The sequence below is a fragment of the Paenarthrobacter sp. 10L420 genome, assembly GCF_056395385.1.
Genome location: NZ_JBFTJK010000002.1, coordinates 1 through 13,340, shown reverse-complemented (window position 1 = coordinate 13,340; position 13,340 = coordinate 1). Strand labels below are relative to the sequence as shown.

General features: G+C 58.4%; 10 protein-coding genes and 2 pseudogenes. 6 read left to right on the top strand and 6 right to left on the bottom strand.

Translation table 11 applies throughout. The features are described from left to right. The first annotated feature begins 23 nt into the window (after positions 1-23). Positions 24-797 carry an alpha/beta fold hydrolase gene (locus tag AC1DD5_RS05300; protein WP_477520758.1) on the top strand — a complete coding sequence of 258 codons (774 nt, stop codon included), beginning with the start codon at positions 24-26 and terminating at the stop codon, positions 795-797. A 130-nt stretch (positions 798-927) separates the two neighbouring features. Here the strand turns inward: AC1DD5_RS05300 and AC1DD5_RS05295 are convergent, their stop codons facing one another. Beyond that, positions 928-1,560 carry a hypothetical protein gene (locus AC1DD5_RS05295; protein WP_477520757.1) on the bottom strand — a complete coding sequence of 211 codons (633 nt, stop codon included), beginning with the start codon at positions 1,558-1,560 and terminating at the stop codon, positions 928-930. 225 nt (positions 1,561-1,785) lie between these two features. Between AC1DD5_RS05295 and AC1DD5_RS05290 the strand changes: the two genes are divergently transcribed. Then, positions 1,786-2,043 (top strand): helix-turn-helix domain-containing protein, encoded by a 258-nt coding sequence (locus AC1DD5_RS05290; protein WP_477520756.1) that lies wholly within the window; start codon positions 1,786-1,788, stop codon positions 2,041-2,043. A 376-nt stretch (positions 2,044-2,419) separates the two neighbouring features. Here the strand turns inward: AC1DD5_RS05290 and AC1DD5_RS05285 are convergent, their stop codons facing one another. The 3 genes and pseudogenes from AC1DD5_RS05285 to AC1DD5_RS05275 all read right to left on the bottom strand — a co-directional run. After that, positions 2,420-3,355 (bottom strand): hypothetical protein, encoded by a 936-nt coding sequence (locus AC1DD5_RS05285; protein ID WP_477520755.1) that lies wholly within the window; start codon positions 3,353-3,355, stop codon positions 2,420-2,422. Positions 3,356-3,556: 201 nt separating this feature from the next. After that, positions 3,557-4,168 carry a dihydrofolate reductase family protein gene (locus AC1DD5_RS05280; RefSeq protein ID WP_477520754.1) on the bottom strand — a complete coding sequence of 204 codons (612 nt, stop codon included), beginning with the start codon at positions 4,166-4,168 and terminating at the stop codon, positions 3,557-3,559. Between the two features lie 161 nt (positions 4,169-4,329). Next, positions 4,330-5,290, bottom strand: a pseudogene (locus AC1DD5_RS05275) (APC family permease); the annotation flags it as partial. 654 nt (positions 5,291-5,944) lie between these two features. On the opposite strand from AC1DD5_RS05275, the gene AC1DD5_RS05270 reads away from it, so the two are divergent. Then, positions 5,945-6,445: a hypothetical protein gene (locus AC1DD5_RS05270; RefSeq protein WP_477520753.1), complete on the top strand. Its 501-nt coding sequence runs from the start codon at positions 5,945-5,947 to the stop codon at positions 6,443-6,445. Positions 6,446-6,475: 30 nt separating this feature from the next. On the opposite strand, the gene AC1DD5_RS05265 is transcribed toward AC1DD5_RS05270, so the two are convergent. Next, positions 6,476-7,714: an McrC family protein gene (locus tag AC1DD5_RS05265; protein ID WP_477520752.1), complete on the bottom strand. Its 1,239-nt coding sequence runs from the start codon at positions 7,712-7,714 to the stop codon at positions 6,476-6,478. Next, entirely contained in the window at positions 7,714-10,656 is a 2,943-nt protein-coding gene (locus AC1DD5_RS05260) for an McrB family protein (RefSeq protein ID WP_477520751.1), read from the bottom strand. Before AC1DD5_RS05260 ends, AC1DD5_RS05265 begins: the two co-directional genes overlap by 1 nt. A gap of 476 nt (positions 10,657-11,132) precedes the next feature. Between AC1DD5_RS05260 and AC1DD5_RS05255 the strand changes: the two are divergent. The 3 genes and pseudogenes from AC1DD5_RS05255 to AC1DD5_RS05245 form a co-directional block, all read left to right on the top strand. Then, positions 11,133-11,380, top strand: a pseudogene (locus tag AC1DD5_RS05255) (IS5/IS1182 family transposase); the annotation flags it as partial. A 528-nt stretch (positions 11,381-11,908) separates the two neighbouring features. Next, on the top strand, positions 11,909-12,631 hold the full coding sequence (locus AC1DD5_RS05250) for an SHOCT domain-containing protein (protein WP_477520951.1): 723 nt from the start codon (positions 11,909-11,911) through the stop codon (positions 12,629-12,631). A 244-nt stretch (positions 12,632-12,875) separates the two neighbouring features. Further along, a complete protein-coding gene (locus AC1DD5_RS05245; RefSeq protein ID WP_477520750.1) occupies positions 12,876-13,301 on the top strand; it encodes an alpha/beta fold hydrolase in 426 nt (141 codons plus the stop codon). Positions 13,302-13,340: the final 39 nt, after the last annotated feature.

Genomic DNA, 13,340 nt, shown 5'->3' with positions numbered 1-13,340 from the left:
CTCCCCAAGCGTATGGTTCACCCATGGGAGCAATCCGCGCGTTCTTCCTTCCAGGCAGCGTCCTTCCTGCTGCGCCCGCCTACACCGACCTCATAAAAGCGCTGGGCCCTGACGTGGACGCGTTTGCGAAGGACCTGGACCTCTATGAGGCCGACGAGCCACCACCCGATTGGTCGCTTGATACCGAGGTCGATGGAGTCCTCCGCGAGGCAGACGCCAAACAATGGGACACGTTCCACCTGGTCGGCTACTCGGGTGGCGGAGCGGCAGCCCTCGCCTTCGCCGCCAAGCACCCCGAGCGCCTGCTCAGCCTGACCCTCTTGGAACCTGCCTGGGCGGGAGACTGGGATTGGAGCAAGGCACACTCCCGATTCTGGGAGCGGATGGAAAAACTCGAATCGCTGCCGCCAAAGCAGTTCATGGAGGCCTTCACGAGGCTGTCGGTAAGGCCCGACGTCGTCCTTCCGCCTCCGCCGGCGGGTGACCCGCCGTCGTGGATGGCAAAGCGACCCGCAGGAATCAATGCGTTCCTGCGTGATTTCGAGAAATACCACCTGGACCGCGACCAACTCAGGTCGTTCGCCAGGCCAGTCCTGTACGTGCTCGGAGGGCTAAGCAATCCGGACCAGTACGGGGATATCGCGGATCGACTGTCCAGGGTTTTCGGGGATTATCGAGTGGAGGTGTTTGAGGATCGTCACCACTTCGATCCCCCGCACCGGATCGAACCCGAACGGATCGCCGCCGTCTTGAGGGAACACTGGAAGCACGCGGAGAAGAGCAGCCCCATCGACTGAATCGGGAGCAGGTCTAGTCCGCCGACATATCCCCCACCGCAGGCGTCCCCTCAACCAAAGGGTAGCGCTGCATCACGGCACCCTTCGGCGAGGCGACCACCAGGTCAACCACGAGTGCTTTCGGCTCTCGCTAATCCGCGAGCCAGGTACCATTCGAGTCCAGCTCGTAATCTGCGATCTCCCGGTCGACTATGGTCAGGTTGCCGCCCTTCATCACAGTCATTTTGAAGGATGCGAAGGCGCCGAGGGTCACGGAGTCGGCAAGGGTTCGAAAGTTAAATTCGAAAGTCGCATTGTCATCGGTCGGCGACTTTGCGCACTCCCGCACCAGAGTCAGCGTTCCAAAGTCTGCGGCAGCGTAAGAACCTGGCTGCGGTTCGGACGTCTTCAGGTCATCGATCGACAAAGCGATGCTACTCATTTTCCCGCTGTCAGTTTTGAATGGTTGGCCCGTGAGGTAACTGCTAACCCTCTCCACGTCTGTCTTAAGATCCCCGTTCTTCAGGATTGCGATGTCAGGATTCTTCACTTGATCGACAGCACCCTCGGGCCAATCAATTTCCAGATCCACGGCACAATACCGCGCAGAATTCAGCTCATGAGAGGTAACCTCCACGGAGGTGAAGGGAAGGTCGGTGGATTCAGGGGCAACGTCTTTCAGGGCCTGCGGAATCTTGACCGTGAGCCTATCCTTGGCCCCATATCTCGGGGTCTCGAACTGGTACACGCTGCTGGGAGTCTCGCTCGGTTCATTTTTCGGCACGGGGCCACTGCTACAGCTCGTCAGCAGAACCGTGGCGAGCAGCAGCGGAAGCGTTCCTTTCCAGGGACTGAACGTTGCACGAGAGACTCTTCTATCGGGATTCATGTACGTGGGGCACCTTTCGCAATGGAGGAGGAACCTTCTAAAGAATCCCTTCCTTGACCATATATATCAGACCTTTTATAAAGGGTGTCTTATTTCGGGCCTGATTTAGATCATTGGATCGTGGGATGGAGCGAAGAAGAGGCGAGGCGTTTGGGCGCGACGCTTAGACGACTGCGCGAAGAGCGAGGACTCAGCCAGGAGTCACTGGCCTTCCGCGCCGGAGTTACGAAAAACCAACTTCAACTGATCGAGAGCGCTCGATCTTCAGGGCGAAAAGACTCTGTGGGTCCGTCCAATCCCCGGATCTCGACGCTGGCCGGCCTAGCCGAGGTGCTGGAGGTTGGCATGTCCGAGATATTGGCGGAAGCGAGCCTGTAGCCCGCAACTGCACGAGTAACAATCAGGTCTATGGGGTTTGCCAGTAACTGCCACCCTCTTGCGTCAAGCCCGCTCCGCGCTACTCGCTCAACCCCATGCCGAAGCCGTCATGAGGCTGGTCGGTCTAACTTGCAAAAGGGAACAATGAGCACATAGCCAGCGGCGTCACCAAATGTAGACGAAAGATCGAATGTGTGACCTTGGAGCTTCCTTCGATTCTGCACAACGGCAATTGATATGGACCTGCTGGACGCCGTGCGGGCAAGCGACAGCCTGCCGCGGTAGGTACACCCTGTTAGATGGCGGAGAAGGGCATACTCCGGCAGTGTTCAAGCACACCGTTTTGGTTTGCTCGCAGTAGTGCGGTTTGACGCTGTCAGGCGCCGGACGTCGCCGCTTCGAGGACTGCATGGAATTCAGGGCTGATGTGAATAGAAAGGCTGCCGTCCTCCTCGGACAGCTGGGTCAGTTGCTCGTACCCGGTGCCGTTCCACCAATAAACATGTGGACTCACCGGGCCCGGTGCATCGCTGTATCCCATGGCCGTGAACCGCACCATGCCTTCAAGGGCGGGGACCACGCTGTCATCTTCGATGAAGTGCCAGACCAGCTGGTGTCGGTTTGGAATGCTCATCAGCCACCCCAAGTCCTGACGAGGCGACTTGCCGGTAAGTTCTGTAGCAAGTCCAGGCAACAGCAGGGCCTTGCCGGCTGTGTAGACCGAATCGCCCAACAACGCCGAAAAAGACCCGCCTCCCTGCGTAGGGATTGTTTCGACTTGTTCGTTGCCCAAAGCACGAAGGTTCGCTAGGCCCTGCGTCCGGAGCGCCTCCCAGCCGCCGAACTTGCTGGCATGCTCACGATTGAACACAGCCACCGTGTCCGGAAGATCGAGGGCCAGCATCTCAACAACACCTGGCGCAAATTCGCTGTGAGGGTAGCCGTCAAGGCTTGGAATGCCTGCTTCCTCGTAAAGACGTGCGTAGGTCTGGCTCGACACTTCTTCCGGCGTGAGCTCGTCAAAAGGATCAGGTGCTTCGAAGCTTGCCAGCACAGACTGGAGGTGCTGGCGGATGATCTCACGCCACTGTGATTCCGGAGCGTTATGACAGTTCGCTGCGACATTCCAGAACCCGTATCCGCGGCCGGCAGAGTCAGTGGCATGATCCGGATTGATCTGTACTTCGTAGCCCAATTCAGCGAAAACTTCACGTGCCATGACCCGGAACTCTTGTGCCTTGGACATGGTGAAGAAGGTCAGGTCCTCATCGACTGGTTCCTGCTCACGCTGCTTCTTTTTGAAGAGGCCCACACAGACTCGCTTTCGTTGTGATGGATCAGGAGTGGACAACATGGTCCAATCAGATGATTCTGCCTGAACGCTCTGAATTGAGGATCGTCACCACTTCGATCCCCCACACCGGATGGAACCCGAACGGCTCGCTGGTGTTCTGAAGGAGCACTGGAAACGCGCGGAGGAGATCACCCCTACCGACTGAACCGTGAGCAGCGTTTATTGTGCTGCCATATCCCCCACCCCAGGCGTCCCCTCAACCAACGCGTAGCGCTGCATCACGGCACCTTTCGGCGAGGCGACCACCGGCTCGATGAGTCGTAGGTTCGTCGGAACCACCCCATCGGCGAAGACCTTCTTCCCGCCACCGAGGAGGATCGGATACACCCAAAGCGTGAGCCGATCGAAGAGCCGCTCTGCGAACAGGGTCTGCACGAAGTCGAGACTGCCGATGACGTGTATGTGCTCATGCTTGTCGCGCAGTTCGTGCAAGGCAGCCACCACATCAGGACCGAGCTGAGACGAGCCATCCCACTCAAGGTTCAGCGCCTGGCGCGAGGCCACGTATTTAGGGATGCGGTTGAACAGCTCCGCTATGCCTCCGTCCTGGTGCGGCCAGTACCCGGCAAAAATGTCGTACGTACGGCGTCCAAGAAGCAGGGCGTCCATCCCTACCATCCCGGATTCGACCTGTTCGCCCACCGCGTCGTCGAACAGAGGCGCCTGCCAGCCTCCAAACGCGAAACTACCCTCCGGATCTTCCTCAGGTCCCCCCGGCGCCTGCGCGACGCCGTCGAGCGTGGTGAACAGGTCGATGTGGATGAGTCCCATGCCGGGCTCCTTCTCGTCTGCCCGTCGTCACCCCGGCGACGGGATCACTCCGAGGCTTCCACAGGATGCCTTGCGAGGCAACGGCCAACGGAGAACATTGACGACGGCGACCCCCATCTGCCGCCGTGACCTGACCAAATGTTCGGCGATAGCAGGGGTCTCTAGACTTCCTTGAGCTCCAACTGCGGCGCCGGCTTCCGGAACCCGCGGGTCAGGAAAGCCAGGTAAATCAACCCAACGCCCGCCCATGCAAGTCCGAAAGTGAACGACAACCCGCCCAGGCTCGTCCACAGCCACGCCGTCAGGGCAAAACCAATTCCTGGCAGCACTAGGTTGTGAATTAACTCGCGAGCTCCACGTACCTTCTCGTCAAGGAAGTAGTGCTTGATCACTGCCAGGTTGACGACCGAGAACGCGACCAGCGCCCCGAAGCTGATCAGCGACGAGATTGTCAGGAGATTCAGTGCGAAGGCCAGAAGCGAGACGGCTGATGTCAAGAGAACAGGGAGCACGGGTGTGCGGAATCGAGGATGGAGTCGCCCAAGTGCAGCAGGGAACACCCCACTCCGACCCATCGARTGAATAATTCGCGAAACRGAWGCCTGGGACGTCACGAAGTTGGCCCTAGCGACGGCCGTAATTCCCAGGATGTTCAGCACGGTCACGGCCAAGATCGAAACAATCATGAACACCCACGCCGGCATGGCCGGGAAGACCGCTTTCATCTAGATGCCGATGAGCAGGTAGTTGATCATCGGCAGAAGCAGATAATCCAGCAGCAGCGACCATCCAGCCATAAGTCCAAGCCCGGACCCAAACGACCGCGTCGCATAGGTGTATGCCGATCCCCCGAACGGGAAAGCTTGCGCCATCCGCCCATAGGAACGCGCGGTGAAGAGCATTACCACCAGCGTCACGGGGTAGGCTGCCGAAAGGCGCCCACCCGTCAGCTCCACCACGATGCCGTACGTGCTGAAGATCGTCAGCGGCACCATGTAGACCAGACCCAGCAATACCAGTGAAGGAACGCCGAGAACACGGCGCCAACCCTGGTTTGCGATCTGCCCGGGAATTGGCTCCCCCAGGCTTCCCGCATGCCGGTGTATCTGTTTCAAACGTTGGGGGTCATGGGGATCCTAAGTCGTCATGCAGGGTTACTAACGAAGCTTCGCGATGCCGAAACTCCAAAGCTGCGAGTGGACCTGCGGGGTTCCCGCGATCCTGAAGTGCTGGCGTGGCTCATGAGCACTCGATGGAGGACGCTCACCAACGGAAACGATAGAAATGAATAGCGTTTATTTATCGTGCCGATGAGGGGGCACAGTCAACATGTGACGTGCAACCATGCATCGACGAACGCGCCGTCGCCCCTGAGTGCTCGGCGCAAAAGGATACGACCCCAAACGCTGCTTCGGCTCGGACAGCTCCGAGGCCGCTCGGAGGAACCGACGACGGTCACCTCACCCTTCAGCGACGGCCCGGCCCAACACATCGCAAGAATCGCCACCCCTCAGTCGACGCAAGGCTAAAGTGACCGGAGGAAGTGCCAAACTAGGTCCGAGGCCTAACGACATAATCTACGCGATTGAATTCAGAAGAGCCCTGGATTTTCACAGTGTTCGATAGAGCCCGCTTCGGGCATCATATGATTCCAATCAGAACCACATGTCAAATGTGAAATCTAAAAATGATTCATGTATCGGCTAATTTTCTTGGGCAGCTTCTAAGGAATATTCTGCATTGGTCTCCAAAACCGTTGCACCCTTAAGGAAGCTAATGACCCTTTCACCTGAAGACACTCCTCCCGCGGCTGGACAGCAGCTTGGGCACCAGAGCTTTCCCCCTCAACAACCGCTGCCACCAGCGGGATGGGCCTATCGACTGGCACCCGTAAAACCCGCATCTTCTGGGTATCGTGTAGCCGCAGGAATCATCTCCATAGTCCTTTCCCTGTGGGTGACTCTTTTCTATTTTGTAACCACAACGCGCTTCTCCTACTACAATCAACCAGAGGCTGATGACTTGATGCTTATGACATTGTGGTTCATTTGCATGTGGGGCAGTTTCGTCTGTGGCATCATCTTGCTAGCAAAACACCGGCGTCGCGGGAAAGTCGTGCCATCGCTGGTGGCTATCAGCGCAGCGTGTGGTCTATTCGGATTCGCGGTACAGAGCGGGTACTACCCCTCATTAGTCCAGGTGCTGAGCATGCTGGTAGCCGTATCCGTGATTGTATTAGTCATTTTTGACATCCGCCGCAGTCGATCTGCATCTTAGCGCTGCTCGCGTGTTCCGGGTGCGTGCCATTCACAGCTGCTCCACACCTGCCATGGCATTCATCCGGAACCAGCTTCCGTACGCACTTGACGCAAGCTCCCCCACCCGCGCCAACAGCGCCTCCGGCTCCCGGGAAAGATCCAGCGGAAACTCCACCACCGACGTACCCGCGTTCCGAATCCGGCGAACACGTGGCTCTCCTCGCCCGGCATAGACAAGCCAGGCACGCGACACCCCAAGTGCCGTGCAGTATGCGAGCATTTGGTAGTGGTCCGCATTTGGATATGCGCCGCTTACTGACGCCGCTTTGTACTTCGCATCAAAGATCATCGTCGGCCGGCCTCGGACAGAGTGCACCACATCCACAAACATCCGCACCCTGTCCCCACTCGGATAGCCAGGCTCTGCCTCGTCCATGAACGCTTCGTATTGCCACTCAGTCAGTCCGGGATAAGGATCCAGCGCTTCTGTCAGTGCCGTTCCCACGAAGTCCTCAAACACCGTGGCCATGTTCACCACGAAGGACGCGACTGCACGGTGACCCGTTCCGGCTTCGGCAGACATGGTCCGAAGGATGATCTCGGACAACCTCAATGCCGGCACATAGTGCTCGTTGATTCTGGATTCTGTCCACGCCGGCAGCGGCGCCCCAAGGCTCAAAGCCAAAACGCCGTCCAGTTTCGAATCCAAATGAGCAAGTCGCCCGAGAAGCCGGTCAGGGAGCCGGGGAACGTGCATCATCATCCGAAGTGCAGCCCGGAGGATCCGGTTTTCTGCAACATCAGAGGTGTAGTCGTCATAGGAGACTTCCAGGGGAAGAAGCAGTCCTGGACGCCGGGTCATTTGGTCGCCGACTCGGATGCGTCCCCTGACTGTCCGCAGCGATTCTTCCACATGCACATAGCCGTTGAGCGGACCACGTTCCAGCGCTCGTTCACCGTGCCGTGCGAGCGACTCACCCAGCGCAGCAAAGAGATCGCTGTCCTCAAGGCCTGATACGGTCTCGGGACGAAACCCTGGATCGGCAGCGTAGCCTAGTAGAAAGAGCAACCTGCTGAGGCCCACCTTTTCCTTGGGCTTCACCCTCACGAGCAGGTCATCAATCTGGACTGCCCCGACCTTGCCTGCCGGAAGGATAGTCCAAGCACCGCCATACGCCGGGACAACAGACACCAAGCCAGTGTCCCGTAGCGTGGCGGCCACCTCGCGGTCCAGCTCAACGGGCTCCGGGTATCCCTGCAGCTCGTCGAGGATGATCTCGGTCGGCATCAGTCTCTGGCTTCGTCGTCCGATTCAAAAACAAGGGCAGACCTAGCCGGACTGACGTGGGCCCCGGCCTTACGCCGAATAGCCGCAAGGCCAAACTTCTCACGGACCTTGTCCCGGCTCATCCGCCCGAAATATTGCTCCTCCAGCAACGGCAGCAGCTCGTACTTCCAAATTTCAGCCAAGCCCTGATCCGTTTCAGCATGCGCCTTCATGAAGTACGACGGACCAATCATCAAGTCGCGGTTCGTCGCCTCGATTTCACTGTTCAGGGCATTCAAGAGTTCAGCGCGCAAGGATGGTTGCCCGGTCGTCTCCAGGAAGCGCTCAAGCATGCCGGAGATCATGCCCTCCTGCGGATGAAGTTCCACGAATGCGAACCGGCGACGAATCGCGGCGTCAACCATTGCGATGGAGCGGTCAGACGTATTCATCGTGCCAATGATGAATAAATTCGGCGGCAGCACGAAAGTCTGCTGCGGGTTGTATTGAAGGTTGATGCCTTGGTCGCGGTACTCCAGAAGGAAATACAGCTCACCAAAGATCTTTGCCAAATTTCCGCGGTTCATCTCGTCGATGATCAGGAAATAGGGCTTGTCTCGGTTCCCGTCCAGCGACGCCTCAGCGGCGATTCGGCGCAAAGGCCCGGGTTCGAGACTGAAGCCCACGTTGTCGCCGTCGGACTTTGCCGGACGGTAGCCCTCGAAGAAGTCCTCGTACGCGTACGACGGATGAAACTGCACCGTCTTGACGTGGTCTCTGTGTTCCTCCCCTGCGAGGAATCGTGCAATCTTGCCCGCCAAGTAAGTCTTGCCCGTCCCCGGAGGGCCATAGAAAACGATCTGCTGACGCGTCTGAAGCAGGCGAATGACTTCCTGAACGTCATCGCGCCGAACATGTAGCTTGGTTGCCACATCGGCGGTAGCCTCCCGCAGTTGAGGTACCACGGCGGCCTGCGGCGACGCGGTCGGTTCCTGTTCGGATCCGCTCACTGCTGGTTCGGCTTCGAACCACGAACTAATGATTGAGAGTCCATCCGTCAGGTCAATGACTGATCCTTGTTCCTCCAACAGTCGCGGCATCGGTGCAGGAAGGTCATCATTCGAGAGGGGTTCCTGCCGCCAAGAAACCTGGCGTCGGAGGCGGGAAGTCTCGTCGTCGGCGTATTCGGCTTCGCCGGTAATGACACCCAGGTAGAGGTTGCTTTCGAATGCCGTCAGAAGGAGGTCATCGACTTTCATCTGGGTGAGGAAACGGTAGAACTCCTGGGCCCGAACTTTTCGTTCTGCATAGTCGATGTGTTGGTATCCAGCACTTACCGCGGCCTGTATCTGGTCGAAATTGCTTCGGGGAGCAGGAGAACCGAGGTGCTGAGCCCTTAGAGAGACAAAGTCATCTCTGAACCAGGAATCGACCATCGCAATGCCGCCTTGGTTCTGGCGAACCAGCCAGGCTCGACGCCCGGCTTCATCGCTCGAAGGCTGCCACTCGCTCAAGTACGGTTCGTCGTACCATTCGATGAATTCATCCGAGTCGCCCTGCTGGGCCTTCCGAATGTCGAGCAGGTCCTTGGCAATGTCGAGCTCGGAATCGCCCGAGGGCCCTCCGATAATTCCTGCGAAAGCGTTCCGGATTTTGATCCTGTGATCTCTGCTGACCACAGGCTGAAGATGATCCGGCCACGCCAAGAACTCGATGCTGTAACGGATTGTTGGCCAGTCCTTGGGCACCAACTGGGTAAGGCCAATGAACGCCCAAGGGTCAGCGAGGGCCCTGTTTATGATGCTTTCAGGCTGTTCAGTCACGTATTCCGCAAAGCGGCTAAGCCAGCCTACGTGGTCTGCGACTTGAATGTTGAAGCCCACTCCCCCGTTGAAGGCCCCCTTCGCTTGAAGGCCCTCACGCAGTTCCTCTGACAGCTCAACGTCGGCCTCCGGGACCCACGATAGGACTTTCTGCACCCGGGCGATCTTCGTCGCGGCCATCACGTTTTCTAATGGAAAGACCTGGAGGTAAACCAGTTCGGCCGCCAGCAGAATGGTCTCCCTGGCGGCGCCGGCCAGCTGACGCTCCAGCTTCGACATGAAGGAGCCAGGATCAACCTGCGTAGTGTTCTGTCGGTTGGCTAGGTCAGCAGCTGCCTCGGCCGTCCAAGTGACTGTACGCCCATCCATAGGCGACGCTTGCCCGCGAAGTCCCGCGCTGATGATCAATCGCGCTGAGGTTTCGATGTGCACGGCATTGCCGGAGCCGTCGTTACCAGAATCCACTTTGTCGCCTCTCCATGTCCGGAATGCTGTGGCGTCAGCAGCTGGCCACTCACCCGTTGGATCTACGTTCATCACGGTCCACATCAGGCCCTGTGCATCCAAACGGTCGCGGAGCTGGATGCCGTATTCCGGGGCTAGTCTCAGAATCTCGTCAAGCGACTCCAGCAGAAGCTGGTATCGCTGCGCAGGATCTCCGTTGACTCCCCGATCGTCCCACCCAACCAGTTTGAGATACTTTTTGACTGCCTGTGCCCGATACGGAGGGTAGCTGTACGGGTCACGACCCATCAAAAGTAGCGAGGCGAATCCAACCATGCCGCCAACTGAGAACTGCTCCTGATTGAATGGACGGAGGGCGGCCGCGAACTGGTCGATGCGGTCGGCGTCCAAGTCAGCTTCCCAAAGTAGGGCAACCACTTGCCACAGGTCGTCTAAGTGCGTCCTGCCCACATCGACCAGTCGCATCATGAAGTATCGATTCATCAGGTTCGATGAGGCGATGTCCCGACGAAGCGCTTCGAACCATTGCGGATGCCGCTGTAGGAAAACATCTCTGGTGCTGCGGAGCCGCTCGGCAACTGCGAGTTTGGGCGTGTACTCCTCGGCGTCCAGATCCACAGTCCTGGAGAACAGCGCACCAAACTCCATGAATTGGTGCCACTGAGAATGGCTCACGCGCAGTCCCTCCCATATGGCGACACAGATCTGCGGTGATCAAGACAGGACATCTACTAACTCCGACTTCTGCTCAGTCAGCGCAACCAAAATGCGCCAAAGTCGCGAGACCTCACGACGACCATCTACATATCTAGCACCACCCATGTGCGAATGAGTGGACGACACAGAACCATCGGCTTTGTGACGCCTCAGCCATCCCCTCCTCACTCCGGGGGCGCGAGGTCCGCCTCGCCGCCTACCCTGTCTCGAGGCACCCAGTCGATTCCGCAGCCAGGACATCCTCTTCGGGATCGTCAAATGGGCAGGTAAGCCCTGACTTCGGCATCAACACGCTGACCTTTGAGGCATTCCTCTCCCGCCGTCCATTTCGCCTGCATCCCCTGCTCTCCGGCACCGATGGCGGCCACAACCTCCACCTAGGAGACTGCTGAATTAGTCACGGATGGGGCACGTCGGCTGGACTGGCGGGCTTGGTGGTCAAGACCGGTCTTAGGCAGGGACGCGAGGACGCGCAACGCGGGTATTTGGACGTGGAGGCGCTGGCCGGAGAGCTGATGGCTCCGGCCAGCGTCTCGCTTTTCTGGCCAAATATCGGGGGCGCCTGTTTCCGGATTCAATGATGGAGGATCTCTTTCCGTCGCGGCGCGGTCGGCCTTCGGTTCCGGCGCCGGTGATCGGCTCGGTGCTGGTGTTGCAGGCGTTGCAGGGGCTCACTGACTCGTTCATCGGGCGCCCTGTAAGAAATAGTTCGCTGCTTCTGGATTGCCATCGGGCTGCCGGCAGCATGAATTGCGGTATTTCTAGTCGTAGCTGCCGTCTTGCAGACATGCGCCCGTTAGTCGTCGTGATCCGCAGCGTCCATTTGCTCGGTATCAGCGACGAGAGGGAAGGCAGCCAGCATCAGCAATGTGAGCTTGAGACGAGTCAACGGCCCCGTCGCACCCCCTTCGCAGAACACAGAGATCATTTCGATCCGTGGTCCATGTGGAGTAACTTCGCTCCGAAACATCGTTGCTGCCTGTAGACGCTGCACCGAGACCAAGGTGCCAGCATTCCACGGGCTGGGCTACTGTCGCTTCGAAAGCGACGACCCGGTGACCTCTATCGCGACGAAATAACTGGCCCCTTTCGGCGCGCGGCGCCGTACCTGAGGGGACACCTCGAGCACCCTGACAACCGCAGACCCGTGATGTAATTCTTGTGATACTTACCGCAATAAGAACGCACAAACTGGAGCCTGCCCGTGGAAATGACCATCATCCTCCTGATCCTTGCGGTATTCGTGGTATTCAAAGTTGGACAGGCACGAGCACGGAAAAAGACCAGAGCGGAGCGAATTGATGCGCTCGGGAGCTTCGATGCGGCCATGGCAGACAGAGCCGGGTTTGAAAAGAAGCGATGGCATGCCGATGCGTTATTGGCAATCGCTTTGGACCCCACATCAAATCAGCTGGCGTACGCGGAAGCACCCGGCTATTCAGCCAAATTTGTTGGCGCTCGGAAGATCATGTCGGTGACTGTTTACGAAGATCAACGGTCCATTACTCACGCAAATCGCGGGCGCCAGATCGGCGCGGCCTACGTGGGCAATAAACTGGCGGGGCCGGCTGGGGCAATTATCGGAGGACTCGGCGCCCGTCAACATTCTGAGGATCTGGTCCAGCGAGTAACACTTCGGATCGAACTCGAAGAACCCACAAAACCTGTCATTGACGTAGATTTCCTGACCGCCGCGGCGCCGCGCGGAAGTCAGTACCATGAGCGAGCAAATCAAGAGGCCCGCACTTGGAGTTCGCTCATCACGGCGATGATCCGGGCTACGGAAGTTGTAAACGAGAAATCAAGCCCTACCCTGGATGTACCCAGTGAATCTCGTCTGGAGCAGCTCGCAAAGCTCGGCAAACTTCGGGACTCTGGCATTCTCACACAGGACGAATTCGACGAAGAGAAGGCCCGCATTCTCGGAAGTTAGCGTCGGACCCTTCATAGTTCGCCTTGCCGCGTCCTCCCCCCACAAACGTCGCCCCGTCGCCGACTGACACGGGCGGCCACGACGTCTTAACTGTCCCCAAAGCACCGCGCCGATACCGCGGCCAGGACCTCCTCTACGGGATGCTCGAAACCGGCAAACACGGCCCCAACCACGGTGTCAACGCCCTCACCCGCGAGGCACTTCCCCTAACCGGATTGGGATTTGGAGCAAGGCACACTCCCGATTGTGGAAGCAGTTTGAAGAACTCGAATCGCTGCCGCCAAAGCAGTTCATGGAGGCCTTCACGAGGCTGTCGGTAAGGACCGACGTCGTCCTACCGCCTCCGCCGGCAGGCGACCCGCCGCAGTGGATGGCCAACAGACCTGCTGGAATTCGAGCGTTCCTGCGTGATTTCGAGAAGTATCACCTAGACCGCGAGCAGCTCAGCGCATTCGCAAAACCAGTCCTGTTCGTGCTCGGAGGGCTAAGCAACCCGGATCAGTACGGTGATATCGCAGATCGACTGTCCCGGGTTTTCGCGGGCTATCGCGTGGAAGTCTTTGAGGATCGTCACCACTTCGATCCCCCACACCGGATGGAACCCGAACGGCTCGCTGGTGTTCTGAAGGAGCACTGGAAACGCGCGGAGGAGATCACCCCTACCGACTGAACCGTGAGCAGCGTTTATTGTGCTGCCATATCCCCCACC